This window comes from Corynebacterium pollutisoli (assembly GCF_900177745.1).
Taxonomy (GTDB): domain Bacteria; phylum Actinomycetota; class Actinomycetes; order Mycobacteriales; family Mycobacteriaceae; genus Corynebacterium; species Corynebacterium pollutisoli.
Window position 1 is genome coordinate 109,806 of the sequence record NZ_FXAR01000005.1, and the last position, 16,441, is coordinate 126,246.

At 69.2% G+C, this 16,441-nt stretch carries 18 protein-coding genes; 10 read left to right on the plus strand and 8 right to left on the minus strand.

Annotated elements, in window-relative coordinates:
• The first annotated feature begins 278 nt into the window (after positions 1 to 278).
• Genes B9Y70_RS08070 through B9Y70_RS08085 form a run of 4 tightly spaced genes read left to right on the plus strand, consistent with a single transcriptional unit; the run spans position 279 to position 5,506 of the window.
• Positions 279 to 1,844, plus strand: coding sequence for a mechanosensitive ion channel family protein (locus B9Y70_RS08070; RefSeq protein WP_240309174.1), 1,566 nt, complete (start codon positions 279 to 281; stop codon positions 1,842 to 1,844).
• A 22-nt stretch (positions 1,845 to 1,866) separates the two neighbouring features.
• Positions 1,867 to 2,421 (plus strand): PH domain-containing protein, encoded by a 555-nt coding sequence (locus B9Y70_RS08075; protein WP_240309175.1) that lies wholly within the window; start codon positions 1,867 to 1,869, stop codon positions 2,419 to 2,421.
• Entirely contained in the window at positions 2,422 to 4,260 is a 1,839-nt protein-coding gene (ilvD, locus tag B9Y70_RS08080) for a dihydroxy-acid dehydratase (RefSeq protein ID WP_085549755.1), read from the plus strand. It abuts the gene before it with no gap.
• Positions 4,261 to 4,270: 10 nt separating this feature from the next.
• Positions 4,271 to 5,506: a glycosyltransferase family 87 protein gene (locus tag B9Y70_RS08085; RefSeq protein WP_240309176.1), complete on the plus strand. Its 1,236-nt coding sequence runs from the start codon at positions 4,271 to 4,273 to the stop codon at positions 5,504 to 5,506.
• Between the two features lie 285 nt (positions 5,507 to 5,791).
• Here the strand turns inward: B9Y70_RS08085 and B9Y70_RS08090 are convergent, their stop codons facing one another.
• On the minus strand, positions 5,792 to 6,784 hold the full coding sequence (locus B9Y70_RS08090) for a DoxX family protein (RefSeq protein ID WP_085549756.1): 993 nt from the start codon (positions 6,782 to 6,784) through the stop codon (positions 5,792 to 5,794).
• A 78-nt stretch (positions 6,785 to 6,862) separates the two neighbouring features.
• Positions 6,863 to 7,600 (minus strand): HNH endonuclease family protein, encoded by a 738-nt coding sequence (locus tag B9Y70_RS08095; RefSeq protein ID WP_085549757.1) that lies wholly within the window; start codon positions 7,598 to 7,600, stop codon positions 6,863 to 6,865.
• Between the two features lie 68 nt (positions 7,601 to 7,668).
• Here B9Y70_RS08095 and B9Y70_RS08100 point away from each other — a divergent pair, with 68 nt between their 5' ends.
• Positions 7,669 to 8,748, plus strand: coding sequence for a glutathione S-transferase C-terminal domain-containing protein (locus B9Y70_RS08100; protein WP_085549758.1), 1,080 nt, complete (start codon positions 7,669 to 7,671; stop codon positions 8,746 to 8,748).
• On the opposite strand, the gene B9Y70_RS08105 is transcribed toward B9Y70_RS08100, so the two are convergent.
• Positions 8,745 to 9,608: a LysR family transcriptional regulator ArgP gene (locus B9Y70_RS08105; protein WP_085549759.1), complete on the minus strand. Its 864-nt coding sequence runs from the start codon at positions 9,606 to 9,608 to the stop codon at positions 8,745 to 8,747. The two genes, B9Y70_RS08100 and B9Y70_RS08105, sit on opposite strands and share 4 nt — an antisense overlap.
• 69 nt (positions 9,609 to 9,677) lie before the next feature.
• Here B9Y70_RS08105 and B9Y70_RS08110 point away from each other — a divergent pair, with 69 nt between their 5' ends.
• A complete protein-coding gene (locus B9Y70_RS08110) occupies positions 9,678 to 10,370 on the plus strand; it encodes a LysE/ArgO family amino acid transporter (RefSeq protein WP_085549760.1) in 693 nt (230 codons plus the stop codon).
• On the opposite strand, the gene B9Y70_RS08115 is transcribed toward B9Y70_RS08110, so the two are convergent.
• From B9Y70_RS08115 to gatB, 4 genes are all read right to left on the minus strand, one after another.
• Entirely contained in the window at positions 10,357 to 10,581 is a 225-nt protein-coding gene (locus B9Y70_RS08115; protein ID WP_159449798.1) for a GNAT family N-acetyltransferase, read from the minus strand. The genes B9Y70_RS08110 and B9Y70_RS08115 overlap by 14 nt on opposite strands.
• Positions 10,518 to 10,817, minus strand: coding sequence for a GNAT family N-acetyltransferase (locus B9Y70_RS12645; RefSeq protein WP_143337575.1), 300 nt, complete (start codon positions 10,815 to 10,817; stop codon positions 10,518 to 10,520). Before B9Y70_RS12645 ends, B9Y70_RS08115 begins: the two co-directional genes overlap by 64 nt.
• On the minus strand, positions 10,817 to 11,896 hold the full coding sequence (gene mgrA / locus B9Y70_RS08120) for an L-glyceraldehyde 3-phosphate reductase (protein ID WP_085549762.1): 1,080 nt from the start codon (positions 11,894 to 11,896) through the stop codon (positions 10,817 to 10,819). Before mgrA ends, B9Y70_RS12645 begins: the two co-directional genes overlap by 1 nt.
• 438 nt (positions 11,897 to 12,334) lie before the next feature.
• Complete coding sequence (gene gatB, locus B9Y70_RS08125; protein WP_085549763.1) at positions 12,335 to 13,840, minus strand: Asp-tRNA(Asn)/Glu-tRNA(Gln) amidotransferase subunit GatB; 1,506 nt, start codon at positions 13,838 to 13,840, stop codon at positions 12,335 to 12,337.
• A 96-nt stretch (positions 13,841 to 13,936) separates the two neighbouring features.
• On the opposite strand from gatB, the gene B9Y70_RS13145 reads away from it, so the two are divergent.
• From B9Y70_RS13145 to B9Y70_RS08145, 4 genes are all read left to right on the plus strand, one after another.
• The gene (locus tag B9Y70_RS13145) at positions 13,937 to 14,305 is read left to right on the plus strand and encodes a 6-carboxyhexanoate--CoA ligase (protein ID WP_085549764.1); all 369 of its coding nucleotides are present in this window, start codon (positions 13,937 to 13,939) and stop codon (positions 14,303 to 14,305) included.
• Positions 14,306 to 14,465: 160 nt separating this feature from the next.
• Positions 14,466 to 14,699, plus strand: coding sequence for a TRAP transporter large permease subunit (locus B9Y70_RS12795; RefSeq protein WP_275886736.1), 234 nt, complete (start codon positions 14,466 to 14,468; stop codon positions 14,697 to 14,699).
• Positions 14,660 to 14,977 carry a hypothetical protein gene (locus tag B9Y70_RS08140; protein WP_085549766.1) on the plus strand — a complete coding sequence of 106 codons (318 nt, stop codon included), beginning with the start codon at positions 14,660 to 14,662 and terminating at the stop codon, positions 14,975 to 14,977. Before B9Y70_RS12795 ends, B9Y70_RS08140 begins: the two co-directional genes overlap by 40 nt.
• Complete coding sequence (locus B9Y70_RS08145) at positions 14,974 to 15,918, plus strand: PrpF domain-containing protein (protein WP_085549767.1); 945 nt, start codon at positions 14,974 to 14,976, stop codon at positions 15,916 to 15,918. The genes B9Y70_RS08140 and B9Y70_RS08145 overlap by 4 nt, the downstream gene beginning before the upstream one ends.
• Here the strand turns inward: B9Y70_RS08145 and B9Y70_RS08150 are convergent.
• The gene (locus B9Y70_RS08150) at positions 15,915 to 16,424 is read right to left on the minus strand and encodes a mismatch-specific DNA-glycosylase (protein ID WP_085549768.1); all 510 of its coding nucleotides are present in this window, start codon (positions 16,422 to 16,424) and stop codon (positions 15,915 to 15,917) included. The genes B9Y70_RS08145 and B9Y70_RS08150 overlap by 4 nt on opposite strands.
• Between the last annotated feature and the right edge of the window lie 17 nt (positions 16,425 to 16,441).

A 16,441-nucleotide genomic window follows, 5' to 3' on the forward strand; every position in this document is an offset into this window, starting at 1 on the left:
TGGCCGGGGTGGGCGTGTGCGAAGCTGCCACGTTATCAAGCTCCTAATTTCACAAGGACAATGCAGTTGGAACGCTACCTGGTGACACTTCCTGTGGTGCGGGAGGGTCGGCCGGGCGGCTGGCGTCGGCACAAGTTGGCTGTGACCTGTGACCATCTAATGACAAAGCCCCCGCACAGCACTGATGGTGGGTGCTGTCGAGGGCGCTTGTCGAGACGACTGGGTAGGGTCGTTACGGCAGGCGCCGCGCAGCTGCTACCACAAGTCGAATGATGTTCATGCCGCTCATCATACACACGGGGGTGGGGGTTAGTCGTATCGTGGGCGGCATGCTCGACTTCGCCTCCTATCTCCTCTCCCGTGCCTGGGCGTGGATGGCCGATCAGGGCCTGACCCTGGCCATCCTCTTCGTCATCGCGCTGCTCGTGCCCCGCGTGGGCCGTTTCGCGCAACGCTGGCTGGCCCGGGGTGTCGAGGAGACCACCGACGCGGATGAGTCGAAGACCCGCCTGGCGCTCACCGGCGTCGGCGTCTACGTCTTCCAGCTCATCGCGTTCTTCCTGCTCCTGGTGTTCTTCCTGCAGACGCTCGGCTTCTCGCTGGCGGGCGCGGCCATCCCGGCGACCGTGGTGTCGGCGGCGATCGGTTTCGGCGCGCAGTCGATCATCGCGGACTTCCTCGCCGGGTTCTTCATCCTCACGGAGAAGCAGTTCGGCGTGGGCGACTGGGTGCGTTTCGAGGGCAACGGCATCAAGGTGGAGGGCACGGTCATCCAGATCACGATGCGCTCCACCCGCATCCGCACCCTGGCGCAGGAGACGGTGATCATCCCCAACTCCACCGCCCGGGTGAGCATCAACACCTCCAACTACTGGTCGCGCGCCGTGGTGGTCATCCCGGTGCCGCTGCTGGGGTCCGCCGACACGCAGGAGGCGATCGACCGATCCGAGGCGGCGACCCGCCGCGCGCTGCGGCGTCCGGACGTCGCGAAGGAGCTCATCGGCGAGCTCGACGTCCACCCGGCGGTGAGCATCAATCCGCCCGCCACGGTCGGTATGCCGTGGACGATGGACATGCGTTTCATGATCCAGGTCGAGGCCGGCATGCAGTGGCTCGTCGAACGCGCCATCCGCACGGAAATCCTCGACGAGTTCTGGAACGAGTACGGCTCCGCCACCACCATCACCGGCGAGGTCAAGGACCGCGTCGACACCGTCACCACCGCGGCACTGTCCAGAACCCCGCTTATCGACGTCCCCGTCTCCGGCTCCCCGGACTCCGCCGGCGATCAGGAGATCGATGTCCCCTCCGGCTTCGCCGACGAGGAGGGGCGGGATCCGGCGGTCGTCGACCGCGGCCCCCAGGGCGACGAACCCACCGACACCACCGAGGACCAGACCCCGGCGGGCGGGGTGTTCCGCAGCGACTCCCCCACCTCCCGCTGGCGCCGTTTCGTCTCCTTCGGCGGCCGGGTGCGTACCTCGACGACGTCCCTCTTCGCCGCGCTCTTCGTACTGCTCGTGCTCAAGACCCTCACGGTCGACGCCGGGGAGGATGGCCCCTCCGGGGTTCTCGCCCCGCGCACCCCCACGGTCGAGACCACCACCCCCACCGCGCCCTCCGTCGCCCCCGAGCCTGTCCCCGAGGCCACCCCGGAGCAGACGTGGCGGGAGCAGACCCCGGCGCCCACCCCGACCCAGACACCACAGCAGCAACCGCAGCCCCGCCAGGCACCGCAACCGGTGGAGCCGACGGCGACCTCCCCGGTGCCGGAACCGGGCGTCGATACGCAGCTTCCGCAGACCCCGCAGGCCCCGGTCACCCCGGACGCGGGAGAACAGTGACGCCTCCACTAGCATGGTCGCCATGAGTTCAGACGCTGCTCACGCAGAATCCGTGGAGTTCGCCCCGGAGCGGGCCAACCTCTTCGCGGCCGGCCTCATCATCGCCGTCGCGCTGCTGGTCATCCCCTCCGCACCGCAGTACCTCGCCTGGCTGCTGCTCATCCCGGCGGCCTTCATCTTCTGGGTACTCCGGGCGCGCACCGTGGTCGGTGAGAGCGGCGTCGACCTCCGCTACGCCTTCCGCGGCGACCGCTCGGTCGGCTGGGAGGACGTGGCGGGCGTCGGATTCAAGGGCTCCCGTGCCCTGCTCACCACGAAGGACGGCGCCGAGTACATGATGCCGGGCGTCACCTTCAACTCCCTGCCGAAGCTGGCGGAGGCCTCCCGGGGACGCATCCCGGACGCGCTGACCGCGGCGCAGGAGGCGCAGGACGAGAAGGTCGTCATCATCCACCGCGACGGGCAGCAGTTCATGGTCTCCAAGGAGGAGTACGCTGCTCGGGAGGCCTCCAAGCAGCCGCGACCTGACCGCACCACCATCAACGAAAACACCACCGAGAACCCGAAGGAGCAGTAAGTGTTCCCGCTTCGATCCAAAGTCACCACCGTCGGACGTAACGCCGCCGGTGCCCGCGCCCTGTGGCGTGCCACCGGCACCAAGGAGAATGAGTTCGGCAAGCCGATCGTGGCGATCGTCAACTCCTACACCCAGTTCGTCCCGGGCCACGTGCACCTGAAGAACGTCGGCGACATCGTCGCGGACGCGGTCCGTGCCGCCGGTGGCGTGCCCAAGGAGTTCCACACCATCGCCGTCGACGACGGCATCGCCATGGGACACGGCGGCATGCTCTACTCCCTGCCCTCGCGCGAGATCATCGCCGACTCCGTCGAGTACATGGTCAACGCCCACACGGCCGACGCCATGGTGTGCATCTCCAACTGCGACAAGATCACCCCGGGCATGCTCAACGCCGCCCTGCGCCTCAACATCCCGGCCGTGTTCGTCTCCGGTGGTCCGATGGAGGCCGGTAAGGCCGTCGTCGTCGACGGCGTCGCGCAGACCCCGACCGACCTCATCACCGCCATCGCCGCCTCCGCCAACGAGGCCGTCTCCGACGAGGGCCTGGCACAGATCGAGGAGTCGGCCTGCCCGACCTGCGGTTCCTGCTCCGGCATGTTCACCGCCAACTCGATGAACTGCCTCACCGAGGCCCTCGGCCTGTCCCTGCCGGGCAACGGCACGACCCTGGCCACCCACTCCGCCCGCCGTCGCCTCTTCGAGCAGGCCGGCGAGACCATCGTCGAGATGTGCCGCCGCTACTACGGCGAGGAGGACGAGTCCGTCCTGCCGCGCAGCGTCGCCACCAAGGACGCGTTCCGCAACGCCATGGCCCTCGACATGGCCATGGGCGGTTCCACCAACACGATCCTGCACACCCTGGCCGCCGCGCAGGAGGGTGAGGTCGACTTCACCCTCGCCGACATCGAGGAGATCTCGCACCAGGTGCCGTGCATCTCCAAGGTCGCCCCCAACGGCGTCTACCACATCGAGGACGTCCACCGCGCCGGCGGCATCCCCGCCATCCTCGGTGAGCTGCGCCGCGCCGACCTGCTCAACGAGGACGTCCACTCCGTCGTCTACGACAGCCTCGACGGTTGGCTCAACGACTGGGACATCCGCGGCGGCAAGGCCATCGACGCCGCCACCGAGCTCTTCCACGCCGCCCCGGGTGGCGTGCGCACCACCGAGCCCTTCTCCACGGACAACCGCTGGGACTCCCTGGACACCGACCAGGTCAACGGCTGCATCCACGACGTCGAGCACGCCCACTCCGCCGACGGCGGCCTGGTGGTCCTGCGCGGCAACCTGGCACCGGACGGCTCCGTGCTCAAGACCGCCGGCGTCGAGGAGGAGCTGTGGACCTTCACCGGCCCGGCCCGCGTCGTCGACAGCCAGGAGGAGGCCGTCTCCATCATCCTCAAGCGCGAGGTCCAGCCGGGCGAGGTCGTGGTCATCCGCTACGAGGGCCCGTCCGGCGGCCCGGGCATGCAGGAGATGCTGCACCCGACGTCCTTCCTCAAGGGTGCGGGCCTGGGCAAGAAGTGCGCCCTGATCACCGACGGTCGTTTCTCCGGCGGCACCTCCGGCCTGTCCATCGGCCACATCTCCCCCGAGGCCGCCCACGGTGGACTCATCGGACTGATCGAGAACGGTGACCCGATCACCATCGACGTCCACACCCGCCGCCTGTCCCTCGACCTGCCGGACGAGGAGATCGCGCGTCGTCGAGAAGCAATGGAGGCCTCGGAGAAGCCGTGGACCCCGCAGCGCGAGCGCCAGGTCTCCAAGGCCCTGCGCGCCTACGCGTCGATGGCCACCTCCGCCGATAAGGGAGCCGTCCGCCGGGTCGACTAACATCGTCCGGGTGACTGACCTCTCGAAGCCCGCGACCCCGTCCCTCACCGCCGTCCTGCAGATGGTGGTGGCCCTGGGACTGGTCGCGGGCTTCGGCGTCATCGGACGCCAGATGATGATCACCGACTTCCCCGTCGACATGATCATCTATCTCGAGGGCGTGCGCGCCTTCCTCGACGGCGGCGAGATGTACTCCGTGCCCATGTACGCCGGGGACCTTGCCCTGCCGTTCATCTACCCGCCGTTCGGCGCGCTGGTCATGGTACCCTTCGTCGGCTTCGAACCGGATCTCGCCGGCGACCTCATGATCATCCTCTCGGCCGGGCTGGTGCTCGTGTGCCTGTGGTTCGTGCTGCAGGCGGCGACGCGGCTGCGCGGCTGGATGCTGGCGGCACTCACCGCGGCGGTGTGGCCGGTGATGCTGCTCATCGAGCCGGTGTGGCTCAACTCCGGCTTCGCGCAGCTCAACATCGTGCTCATGGCGCTGGTGGTGCTCGACCTCGTGCCGCGGAAACGCCGTCTGCCGCAGGGCTGGCTCATCGGGCTGGCGGCGGCGATCAAGCTCACTCCCCTGGCGATGCTGCTGTTCTTCCTGCTGCGCCGCGACATCCGCTCCATCCTCATCGCCGGTGTCTCCGCGCTGCTGGCCACGGGCGTGGCCGCGCTGTTCCGCTGGGACGCGACGAAGGAGTTCTACACCTCCGTGCTGCTCGACATGGGCTCGAGTTCCGAGTTCGGCGTCAACACCGTCTACCAGTCCAACAGCTCCCTCAAGGGCATGATCATGCGCTGGTTCACCTCCGCGGATGCGCTCGACGCGCACTCCACCCTGGTCAACGGCCTGTGGCTGGGGCTCTCGCTGCTCACCATCGTGCTCGGCGGGTGGCTCATGGTGGCGCTCATGCGCCGCGACATGCTTATCGACGCCGCCCTCGTCAACGCCGTCATCATGCTCCTCATCTCCCCCGTCTCCTGGTCCCACCACTGGATCTGGCTCACCCTGCTCCTGCCCGTCGTGGCATGGCGCTGCCTCACCGTCCTCCGCGGCCCCGTGGTGCTCGGCGCTCTGGTCTTCACGTGGACCGCGCTGGTGATCACCCAGCCGCCGAAGTGGTGGTACGGCGACTCCATCGACATCCACGCGCTCGGCTTCTGGCAGAAGCTCCTGGTGAGTGACTTCGTGTGGCTGGGGATCGCGGTGCTGGTGGCGTGGGCGTGGGCGCTGCGCGCGGTGCCGCGCCGCTGACGCGGATTCGCACTATCGTCAGACAGCCCGGGCGCTCCGGGCCCTGCTACGACCTGAGACCCGGGCTTGAGAGGGCGTGGGTGTACGACGAAATCGCGCTTCGCTCTGTCAGCGCCCCGCTGGGCGCGGGTTCGCACTATCGTCAGACAGCCCGGGCGCTCCGGACGCTGTTAGGACCGGAGAGCCGGTCCTAAGAGCGCGCGGGTGTACGACGATATCGCGTCCCGGCGTGCCCGGAGACGCCGACGGCCCCGCACTGGGCGGGGCCGTCGGTGATGTGGAGTACTACGCGAGCGGGTTGACGCCTGCGCCGAACCACCACAGGGCGACGGCACCGGCGATGGCCAGCAGGATGAAGATCCAGGAGCTGACCAGCGGGCGGCGTGCCCAGCTGCGGCCGAAGTCCAGGGAGACCAGGCCCGGACCGGTGAACTGCAGCGCCAGGGAGATGCCCAGCATGACGATGGACAGCCACACCGACTCCGGCCAGGCGAAGATATTCGCGCCGGCACCGGAGGTGGTCAGTTCGTGGAGGGCGGTGAAGGAAGTGACGATGGTCGCCACCATCGCGAACAGCGGAGTGATGAGGCCGAGGACCAGGAACACGCCGGCCGCCAGCTGCAGCGACGGGATGATGATGGCCAGGCCGCCCGGGGCCAGGTAGTTGGCGTAGTCGGCCTCCAGGCCGGAGATGCCCGGGTTGCCGCCGAGGCGGAAGAAGGTGCCCACGGCCTCGAGGATGAGCCAGCCGCCGAGCAGCAGGCGGATGATGAGCAGACCGAAGTCCATGGTGCCGCGGCGGTGGTCGCGCACGGTCGGCTCGTCCGCTGCGGTGGCGGTGGGGTGGTCGTAATCGGCGGGCACGGCGGCGGGGGCCACCGGGGCCGGTGCCGGGGCGGCGGCCGCGGTCGCGGCCGGCTGGGAGGCCGGGCGGTCGTAGGCCATGGTCTGGTGGGTCTCGTAGGTCTCGTGGGAGCCGGTCGGGGCGAAGTCCTGGTCGGCGTAGGTCGGCTGCGGGGTGGCCTGCGGCTTGATCTCCTGCGGGGCGGCGCGGCCGGTGCGGTCGAAGAGGCCGTTGGAGGTCTGGGGGAACTGGGTGGTGGCGTCGTTGCCGCCGGGCACGGAGCCGGCGTCAGCCTTGCTCAGCGGCGTGGAACCGGCCCCCGAGGAGCGGGGCGCCGGGTCGGCGGCGTGGGTGTCCTTGTTGTAGGTGGGCACGTCGAGCCCGTCGGCGTCGTACGAGCCCGCACGGTCGGGGGTCTGGTTCTTGTCGGTCATGCTGCCAGATTAAGGCAGATATCAGGCGCCGGGCGGCCTTGAGGCCGCGAGCCGCGTGGCGAAATGCCAACAATCCGATCACGGACACCGCATGAGTTCGCGGGACAGCGCCTCCTGCTCGGCCTCGGTGACCCACAGACCGTAGGTCGCCTTCACCCCGATGATGCGGGAGACGTAGTCGCACCGGAAGCTCGTGTCGGGCGGGAGCCAGGTGGCGGCGTCGCCTGCCCCCTTCTGCTGGTTGAGGTCACCGCGGACGGCGAGGAGGTTGGCGGGGTCGTTGGCGAAGTCCCGGCGGGTGTCCTCGTCCCAGGCCTGGGCACCCTTCTGCCAGGCGTCGGCAAGCGCAACGACGTGGTCGATCTGGATCTCGGCGCTGCGCGGGCCGCGGACGAACTCGAGGGTCTCGCCCGAGTAGGGGTCGAGGAGGGTGCCGGACTCGACGAGGCACCCGTGGGTGCCGGGGCGGATGACGGTGTCGTGGAGGTCGCGGCGCAGGACGTCGTTGCGGGTGTCGCAGCCGTTGCGTCCGCCGGGGACGCGCACGTCGTCGCTCCAGGCCTGGCCGAAGAGTGCCCGGTCGTAGCCGGTCATGGGGGCGCGGCCCTTGACCTCGAGGGTGGCCAGGAGTTCGCGGGCCGGGGAGGTCGGCTCCGGGGCGACCTCGACGGTCTCGGTGACCACCTCGGTCACCATCTCGGTGACCGTCGGGGTGACCACCGGGGGACGGGTGAGGGCGGAGGGGGCGTCGAGAAGCAGGGCGGAGCCGATGACCGCGACGATGCCCGCACCGAGCACGGCAGCGAGACGTTTCATGATGGATCTCAAGGTAGCAAGGCCCCCGGACGTTGACGTCGCCGGGTTCGAACGCTAGGGTTGTTGACATGACAGCGAATGAGGACTGGGCAGGCGACCCGCAGAACGCATCCACCGACGGAGAGTTCGTGCGCGACGCAACGTACATCAATGACCGCATCACCGCTGACGTGAGCGAGACGACCCCGCAGGACGACGGCACCGTCCACTGGCCGGTCGAGGCCGACCGTTACCGGCTCATGGCCGCCCGCGCGTGCCCGTGGGCGCACCGCTCGGTGATCACGCGTCGCCTGCTGGGACTCGAGGACGTCATCTCCCTCGGCCTCGCCGGCCCCACCCACGACGTCCGCTCCTGGGTCTTCGACCTCGACCCGGACGGCGTCGACCCGGCCACCGGCCTGCGCCGGCTGCAGGAGGCGTACTTCAATCGCTTCCCGGATTACCCGCGCGGCATCACCGTCCCGGCCGTCGTGGAGGTGGAGTCGAAGAAGGTGGTCACCAACGACTACCCGTCCATCGTCCGCGACTTCCAGACCGAGTGGACGCAGTTCCACCGCGCGGGCGCCCCGGACCTCTACCCGGTCGAACACCGGGAGGAGATCGACGAGATCGCCAGGCGCATCTACACCGAGGTGAACAACGGCGTCTACCGCTGCGGTTTCGCCAGCACCCAGGATGCCTACGACGACGCCTACGTCCGCTTCTGGAAGACCATGGACTGGCTAGAGGAGCGCCTGACCAACCGCCGCTACCTCGTCGGCGAGCACATCACCTTCGCGGACATCTTCCTGTTCGTCACCCTCGTGCGTCACGACGCCGTGTACTACTCCCACTTCAAGACCTCCCGCAACAAGATCTCGGAGATGCCCGCCCTGTGGGGCTACCTGCGCGAGCTCTTCCAGATCCCCGGGTTCGGCGACACCACCGACTTCCGGGAGATCAAGGAGCACTATTTCATCGTGCACAAGGAGGTCAACCCCACCCAGATCGTGCCGCAGGGCCCGGACCTGGCCGGCCTGGCCAGCCCGCACGGCCGCGAGGCCCTCGGCAGCCAGCCCTTCGCCGACGGCGTCACCTTGCCGGGCGCCGTCCCGGAGGGTGAGCACGTGAAGAACCCCGAGCCGTTCCAGGTCGAGCTGTTCGGCTAGACCGCCGGGAGCTGCTGCGCTGCCGCGAGCACCGAATCAGTGAGCTTCTCCAGCAGCTCCGACTCCAGGCGCCAGCGCTGCCAGTGCAGGGGGACGTCAATGATGCGGTCGTCGAGTGTGACCAGGTCCCCGCGCCGCAGGTGGATGTCCGCCTGCAGGTCCGACATGAGCCCCCACCCCAGCCCGCGCAGCGTCGCGCGCGCCAACGCCTCCGATGACGGGATCTCCGACATCCGGGGGCGTTGCTGCTTCTCCCCCAGCCTCTCCTCCAGGTCGGCGGCCTGCAGGGCGTCGCCGGGCCCGAAGCGGAGGGTGGGCATGCGGGACCAGTCCGGCCCCGGGTACTGCGCCGCCAGATCCGGGGTGGCCACGGCCCGGTAGCGCACGACGCCGAGCGGGAGGGATTCGCAGCCGGAGACGGGCCGCGATTCGCGCGTCACCGCCCCGAGCACGTCGCCCCGCCGGAGGAGGGCGAGGGTGCGGGCCTCGTCCTCGATGCGGATGCGGAGGGTGGCGCCGTCGAAACCCGCGACGTCCGACATCACCGGCGTGAACCACGTCGCCAGGGAGTCGGCGTTGACGGCGATGCTCAGCGGCACGCGCCCCAGGCGGCCCTCGAGGCGGGCGTCGGTCTCCGCCTGCAGCAGGCGCATGCGGCGGGCGGCCTGGACGAGGACCTCCCCCGCCTCGGTCGCGGTGGCCGGGGTGGAGCGCCGCACGAGCACCCGGCCGGTGTCCCTCTCCAGTGCCTTGATCCGCTGACTGACGGCCGAGGGCGTGATGCCGAGGCTGTGCGCGGCGTGCTCGAAACTACCTTCGTCGACGATGGCGAGGAGCGATTCCAGGTGCAACGGGTTCATGAAGCTGATCTTAATCAGATGTAGTTCGATTAACTGGACTTCATTTCGATCGAGGCGCACAATGAGGTCATGTCAATCATTGTTGCGGGTATCTTTCTGGGACTCTCCCTCATCATCGCCGTCGGACCGCAGAACATCTTTCTGCTGAAGTCCGGAATCAAGCGTCAGCACGTCACCGCCGTCGTGCTCACCTGCATCATCTCCGACATCTTCCTCATCACCGCCGGCGTGGCGGGCGTCGGCGTGCTCGTCGACTCCGAGCCCCTCCTCCTGGAGATCCTCCGCTGGGGTGGCGCGGCCTACCTCCTGTGGTTCGCCTGGACGAACTTCCGCGACGCCGCCACCCCGGGGGCCATCACGGTCGTCGAGACGGAGCCGATCGGCCCCCACGACGACACCTCCGGCACCGGCGGCGGCGCCGTCATCACCCGGACCCGCCCGACCACCGGCCTCAAGCGCCCCACCCACCGCCCCACGTGTCTCGCCGCCGTCGGCACCACCCTGGCCCTGACCTGGCTCAACCCGCTCGCCTACGTGGACGTCGTGGTGATGGTCGGCGGCATCGCCAACCAGTACGGCACCGACGGCCGCTGGCTCTTCGCCCTCGGCGCGTTCATCGCCGCCCTCATCTGGTTCCCGCTCGTCGGCTACGGCGCAGCTCTCCTGCGCAAGCCGCTGTCCCGCCCGCACGTGTGGCGTTGGCTCAACATCGGCATCGGCGTGGTCATGTGCGGCCTCGCGCTCAAGCTCATCCTGATGTAGGGGTCCACCGCATCGTGTGGCGCTCCTCGCCCACGACCTGCGCCCCGAACCGTCGATAGAAGCCTATCGACGGTTCATTCCATTTCAGCACCGTCCACTCCAGCCGCAGGTACCGCTTATCGACGACCCGTCGCCCCAGCTCCTCCATCAGCTCACCGCCGACGTTGCATCCCTGCGCCTCCGGCGCGACGAAGAGGTCCTCGAGCCACACCGTCCGCCCTCCCAGGTGCCGTAGCGCAGGTACCACGTCGCCACACCGGCAAGCCCGTCCTCCCCCTCCGCCACGAGGGCGTGGAGGATCGCGTCATCGCCGAACATCGCCTCCTCCAGGTCGGCGACGGAGGCGGTGAACAGTTCCGACTCCCGGTCGTAATAGGCGAGCTGCCTGATGAGATCGTGAATGCCCGGAACATCCGCGGGCGTGGCCTCACGGACCCGGGTGCGCATCAGTCGGCGTGGCGTCGGGAAGCGGTGGCACCGGCCCAGATGTTGATGCCGGCGTCGCGCGCGACGTCGTCGATGGCCTTCAGCTCCGCGTCGGAGAACTCGAGGTTGTTCAGGGAGTCGAGGTTCTCGTCGAGCTGCGCCACCGAGGAGGCTCCGATGAGGGCCGAGGCGACCGTCTCCACGCCGTACTCGCCCTGCTGACGCAGCACCCAGGCGATGGCCATCTGCGCCAGGGACTGCTCGCGCTCCTGGGCGATGTCGTTGAGGCGGGTGATCATCTCGAGGTTCTCGGCGCTGAGCATGTCGTTCGACAGCGACTTCATGGCCGCCGCGCGCGAATCCTCCGGCACACCGTTGAGGTAACGGTTGGTCAGCAGACCCTGCGCCAGCGGAGAGAAGGCGATGATGCCCAGGCCGGAGTCGGCGGCGGAGGCGAGCAGGGAGTCGCCGTCCTCACCCGGCTCCTCCACCCACCGGTTGACGATGGAGTAGCTCGGCTGGTTGATGATGAGCGGGCAGCCCTCCTCCGCCATGAACTCCGCGGCCTCACTCGTCAGCTCCGGGCCGTAGGAGGAGATGCCGACGTACAGCGCCTTGCCGGAGGCGACGATGTCCCGCAGGGCGTACATGGTCTCCTCCAGCGGGGTGTCCGGGTCCGGGCGGTGGTGGTAGAAGATGTCGACGTAGTCCAGGCCCATGCGGTCGAGCGACTGGTCGAGCGAGGCCATGAGGTACTTGCGCGAGCCGCCGAAACCGTACGGTCCCTCCCACATGTCCCAGCCGGCCTTCGAGGAGATGATGAGTTCGTCGCGGTGGGGCCGGAAGTCCTCGGCCAGGAGGCGGCCGAAGTTGCTCTCCGCCGACCCGGCCGGCGGGCCGTAGTTGTTGGCCAGGTCGAAGTGCGTCACACCCCGGTCGAAGGCGCGGCGCAGGATGGCGCGCTGGGTCTCCAGCGGCTTGTCATCGCCGAAGTTGTGCCACAGGCCCAGCGAGACGGCGGGCAGCTTGAGGCCGGAGCGTCCGACGCGGCGGTAGGGCATGGCGGTGTAGCGGTCAGGGGCGGGAAGGTAGGTGCTCATGGATCCATTGTGCCCCCGATCAGGCTCAGCCGGGCTGGTCTTCATTCAGCACGTGATCCATCCCCTGTGTCTTCGACGCCAGGAGTGCGAGAAACTCCTCGAGAGAGTCCCGGAACAGGTGCAGGTTCCGCCCCTCGCAGTCCTCCGTGGAGCAGGGTCCGGTCCAGCACAAAGAAGTTCCCGCCGCCGTCGGCCCCGATGACCCATGCCCTGAACCGGTCGATCTCCGGTGCGAGCCAGGCGTTCTGGGTTGCCGGGCCGCGACTCGTAATTACGAGACTCGTAATTACGACCATAACGCCGAGAGCATATGAGATCTGACCTGGCACTTCAGGCGTCGAACGAGCACCCCGAACAACGTAATTACGTGCGTCGTAAATACGACGAGGGGCGCGCAGCCCGAAACGGCCCGCGCGCCCCTGACACAGCGTCGATAAGCTACTTCAGCTTCTGTGCGATGAGCTTGTTCACCTGCGCCGGATCGGCCTTGCCGCGGGTGGCCTTCATGACGGCACCGACGATGGCGCCGACGACCTTGGTGTTGCCGGCCCGGTACTTCTCGACGATGTCCGGGTTCGCGGCCAGGGCCTCGTCGACGGCGGCCTCGATGGCGCCGTCGTCACGCACGACCTCCAGGCCACGGGCGGCGACGACCTCGGAGACGGTGCCCTCACCGGCGAGGACGCCGTCGACGGCCTGACGGGCCAGCTTGGTGGTCAGCTTGCCCTCCTTGACCAGGCCGACGACCTCGGCGACCTGCGCCGGGGTGATGGCCAGGGCCTCGAGCTCGACGTTCTGCTCGCGGGCGGCGGCGGAGAGGTAGTTGACCCACCAGGCGCGGGCCTCGTCGGCGGTGGTGCCGGCCTCGACGGTGGCCAGGATCGGTTCGAGGGCACCGGCGTTGACGAGGTCGCGCATCTCCGCGTCGGAGATGCCCCACTCCTCCTGCAGGCGGGCGCGGCGCACCCACGGCAGCTCCGGCAGGGTGGCGCGGATCTCCTCGACCCACTCCTTCGGGGCCAGCACCGGCGGCAGGTCCGGGTCGTTGAAGTAGCGGTAGTCCTCGGCGGACTCCTTGCGGCGGCCCTTGCGGGTGGAGCCGTCGAGCTCCTGGTAGTGGCGGGTCTCCTGGATGATCTCCTCGCCGTTCTCGATGGCGGCGGCCTGGCGCATCATCTCGTAGCGCACGGCCTGCTCGACGGACTTGAGCGAGTTGATGTTCTTGGTCTCGGTGCGGGTGCCGTACTCCTCCTGGCCGAGGGGGCGCAGGGAGACGTTGGAGTCGACGCGCATGGAGCCCTGGTCCATGCGGGCGTCGGACACGCCGATGGCCTTGACCAGCTCACGCAGGGCGGTGACGTAGGCGCGGGCGATCTCCGGGGCACGCGCGCCGGCGCCCTCGATCGGCTTGGTGACGATCTCGATGAGCGGCACGCCCGCGCGGTTGCAGTCCACCAGGGAGGCGGTCGCGCCGTGGATGCGGCCGGAGACGCCGCCGATGTGGGTGAGCTTGCCGGTGTCCTCCTCCATGTGGGCTCGCTCGATCTCGACGCGCCACTCGGTGCCGTCGTCGAGCACGACGTCGAGCCAGCCGTCGTAGGCGATCGGCTCATCGTACTGGGAGATCTGGTAGCCCTTCGGCTGATCCGGGTAGAAGTAGTTCTTGCGCGCGAAACGGGAGGACTCGGCGATCTGGCAGTTCAGGGCCAGGCCGATCTTGATGGCCCACTCGACGCCCTTGGCGTTGACGACCGGCAGTGCGCCGGGGAGTCCGAGGGAGACGGGGTCGACGTTGGAGTTCGGCTCGGCACCGAAGTGGGCGGAGCTGGTGGAGAACATCTTGGTCTCCGTGGCCAGCTCGACGTGGACCTCGAGGCCCATGACGGGGTCGAACTTCTCCAGGACCTCGTCGAAGTCCATCAGGTCGTGAATCGCGGCAGTCATGCGGAACAGTCTAGTTGTTCGTCCCGCGGCCGCTGCCCACGACCTCCCCGACACATCATCGAACACCGTTCAAGAACTCTGCTGGCGTCTCCCCCCGTGCTCAACATCAGGATGCGGGCCACCCGCGACGGCAGAAACATCTCCGGTGCCGAACGCCTCAGTGACGCCACGACCGCCCCCGACATCGCCCGGACCCTCGTGGCCCGCGCCCTCCACCATCCCCGCGGCATCCCCGACGACATCCACGTCACCGTCCGCGCCGTCCACCCCGCCGACATCCGCCACCTGACGGCCCTGCCGGTCACGGTCCGCGACACCACCACTCCCGCGCAGGCCCATGCCGAGGTCGCCCGCCTGCTCTCCCCCGGCGTGCTCGCCGCCCTGCTCGGCGTCGTCGACCTCCCCGGCGCCCTGCTTATCGACGCCGCCTCCACCTCCCCCGTCTCCTCCTCGACCTGGGGATGACCATCGGGCAGATCATCGGCATCATGGCGGGCGTCGGCCTCGTCCTCGGTGGGCTGTCGGCCACGGGCGTCGCGCTCTGACTGGCGAGCGACCTGGTGGGGCTCGTCGGGGACAACGTCCTCCTCCTGCTGGTCGCCGGCGCGGTGACCTGCTTCCTTTCCTGCTCGGAATGGGACTGACGGTGTCGGCGGCCTACGTGCTGCTGGACATCGTCCTCGTGCCCGGGCTGCTGTCCCTGGACGTCGATCTCTTCGCCGCCCACCTGTTCGTCATCTACTGGGCCTCGGCGTCCTATCTCACCCCGCCGGTGGTGCTGGCGGCGTTCGCCGCCTCCGGGATCTCGGGGGCCCGCCCGTGGGCACGGCTGTCGAGGCCACGCGGCTGGCCTCCGTGAAGTACCTGCTGCCGTTCGCCTTCGTCCTCAATCCGGCTCTGGTCGCGCAGTCGGGCAGCGGGCAGGTGTTCCTCGCCGTCATCCTCGCGGTGGTGGGGGTCCCGGCGCTGGCGCTGGCGCTGGGCACCAGTCGACCCTGGTGGGAGCGGTTGTTCCTCGGGGCCGGAGGCCTGCTGCTCCTTCTCCCACCCGGCTGGTTCACGGGTGTGGGGGTGGCGCTCCTCGGGGTGGTGATTCTGCGTCACCGCGTGAGGCGGGCGTCTACGCTGGCCGCATGAGCACCGTCCCCGTCTCCGTCATCCGCGGCGGCACCAGCCGCGCCGTGTTCCTGCCGATGTCCGCGCTCCCGGCCGGGCAGGCCGAGCGCGACGAGCTGTGCCTGCGCCTCATCGGCTCCCCGGATCCGCAGGCCGTCGACGGCCTCGGTGGCGGGGTGAGCTCGAATTCGAAGGTGATGTTCGTCGGCCCCTCCGACCGTGCCGACGTGGAGACACTCTTCGCCCAGGTCTCCCCCACCGAGGCCCACGTCGACTGGTCGGGCAACTGCGGCAACATCTCCTCCGCCGTCCTCCACTATGCGGAGCACGTCGGGATGTTCAGCGGCGACCGGGCGCGGGTGTGGAACCTCAATTCACAGGCGCTCTTCGAGCTCGTGCGTGCCGACGACCGCGTCGACATGCGCTTCCTCCGCCCCGGCGGCGAGAAGTGCGGGGCCATCTTTCCCGCCGGCCGGCGCTGCGAGGTGGACGGCCTCGAGGTCTCGCTCATCGACGTCGCCAACCCCGTCGTGATCACCCGCGCGGCGGATGTCGGCGTGGATCCCTCCCTGGGGATGGCCGCGCTCAACGCGGATGCGGAGCTGCTGGCGCGGCTGGAACGGCTGCGCGTGGCCGCGGGTCAAGCCATGGGACTGGAACCGTCGAAGGTCATCCCCCGCGTGGCGATGGTCGCCCCGGGTGAGGACCTGCGCGTCATCATGACCTCGGTCGGGCGCGTCCACCATGCCCTGCCCGGCACGGGGATTCTCGCGCTGGCGGCGGCAGTGGCCCTCGGCGGCACCGTCATCGACGACGTGCTGGAGGGGCGTCGGGAAGCGCTCACCCTGCAGCACTTCAAGGGCGACGTCGAGGTCTCCGCGCAGGCAGCGGGCGACGAGCTCGAATGGGTGGCGCTCCCCCGCACCGCCCGGATCCTGCTCAGCGGGCAGGCCTACCTCTAGAGGCGCTCCCACACCTCACGGTAGGCGCGCGCCAGCGAGTCGACCGTCTCGTGGGCGTTGAGGCCGGAGGGGTTGGGCACGACCCAGGTCTCGGCCCCGCCGATGGACTCCTCCTGGAGGCCGACGGTCGCGCGGGGGCGTCGATAAGCGAGGCGGTAGGCACCGATCCCGGCGACCATGACGACCTTGGGGCCGTGGCGGGCGACCTTCTCCGCCAGCACCCGGCCGCCCTCGACGTACTCCGCGCGGCTCAACTCCGAGGCGACGGCCGTGGCGCGGGGCACGATGTTGGTGAAGCCCAGGCCCGCCCGGCGCAGTTCGGCGCGGTGGGCGGGGGTGAGCCCGGCGCGGGCGTCGATGAGTGTCCCGGTGATGCCCGCCGCGTGGAGCGCCGGCCAGAAACGGTTCCCCGGGCGGGCGAAGGGCGCGTCGACCGCCTCGGAGACCAGACCCGGGTTGATGCCCACGATGAGGAGGCGGCAGTGCTCGAGGTTGAGGTCACGCATGAGGGGGTATTCGGGTG

What these genes read in the sequence shown, in the direction of transcription:
- B9Y70_RS08070 (WP_240309174.1), top strand. Translation starts at nt 279, where the DNA reads ATGCCGCTCATCATACACACGGGGGTGGGGGTTAGTCGTATCGTGGGC.
- B9Y70_RS08075 (WP_240309175.1), top strand. Translation starts at nt 1,867, where the DNA reads ATGAGTTCAGACGCTGCTCACGCAGAATCCGTGGAGTTCGCCCCGGAG.
- B9Y70_RS08090 (WP_085549756.1), bottom strand. Translation starts at nt 6,784, where the DNA reads ATGACCGACAAGAACCAGACCCCCGACCGTGCGGGCTCGTACGACGCC.
- B9Y70_RS08095 (WP_085549757.1), bottom strand. Translation starts at nt 7,600, where the DNA reads ATGAAACGTCTCGCTGCCGTGCTCGGTGCGGGCATCGTCGCGGTCATC.
- B9Y70_RS08100 (WP_085549758.1), top strand. Translation starts at nt 7,669, where the DNA reads ATGACAGCGAATGAGGACTGGGCAGGCGACCCGCAGAACGCATCCACC.
- B9Y70_RS08105 (WP_085549759.1), bottom strand. Translation starts at nt 9,608, where the DNA reads ATGAACCCGTTGCACCTGGAATCGCTCCTCGCCATCGTCGACGAAGGT.
- B9Y70_RS08110 (WP_085549760.1), top strand. Translation starts at nt 9,678, where the DNA reads ATGTCAATCATTGTTGCGGGTATCTTTCTGGGACTCTCCCTCATCATC.
- B9Y70_RS12645 (WP_143337575.1), bottom strand. Translation starts at nt 10,817, where the DNA reads ATGCGCACCCGGGTCCGTGAGGCCACGCCCGCGGATGTTCCGGGCATT.
- mgrA (WP_085549762.1), bottom strand. Translation starts at nt 11,896, where the DNA reads ATGAGCACCTACCTTCCCGCCCCTGACCGCTACACCGCCATGCCCTAC.
- gatB (WP_085549763.1), bottom strand. Translation starts at nt 13,840, where the DNA reads ATGACTGCCGCGATTCACGACCTGATGGACTTCGACGAGGTCCTGGAG.
- B9Y70_RS08145 (WP_085549767.1), top strand. Translation starts at nt 14,974, where the DNA reads ATGAGCACCGTCCCCGTCTCCGTCATCCGCGGCGGCACCAGCCGCGCC.
- B9Y70_RS08150 (WP_085549768.1), bottom strand. Translation starts at nt 16,424, where the DNA reads ATGCGTGACCTCAACCTCGAGCACTGCCGCCTCCTCATCGTGGGCATC.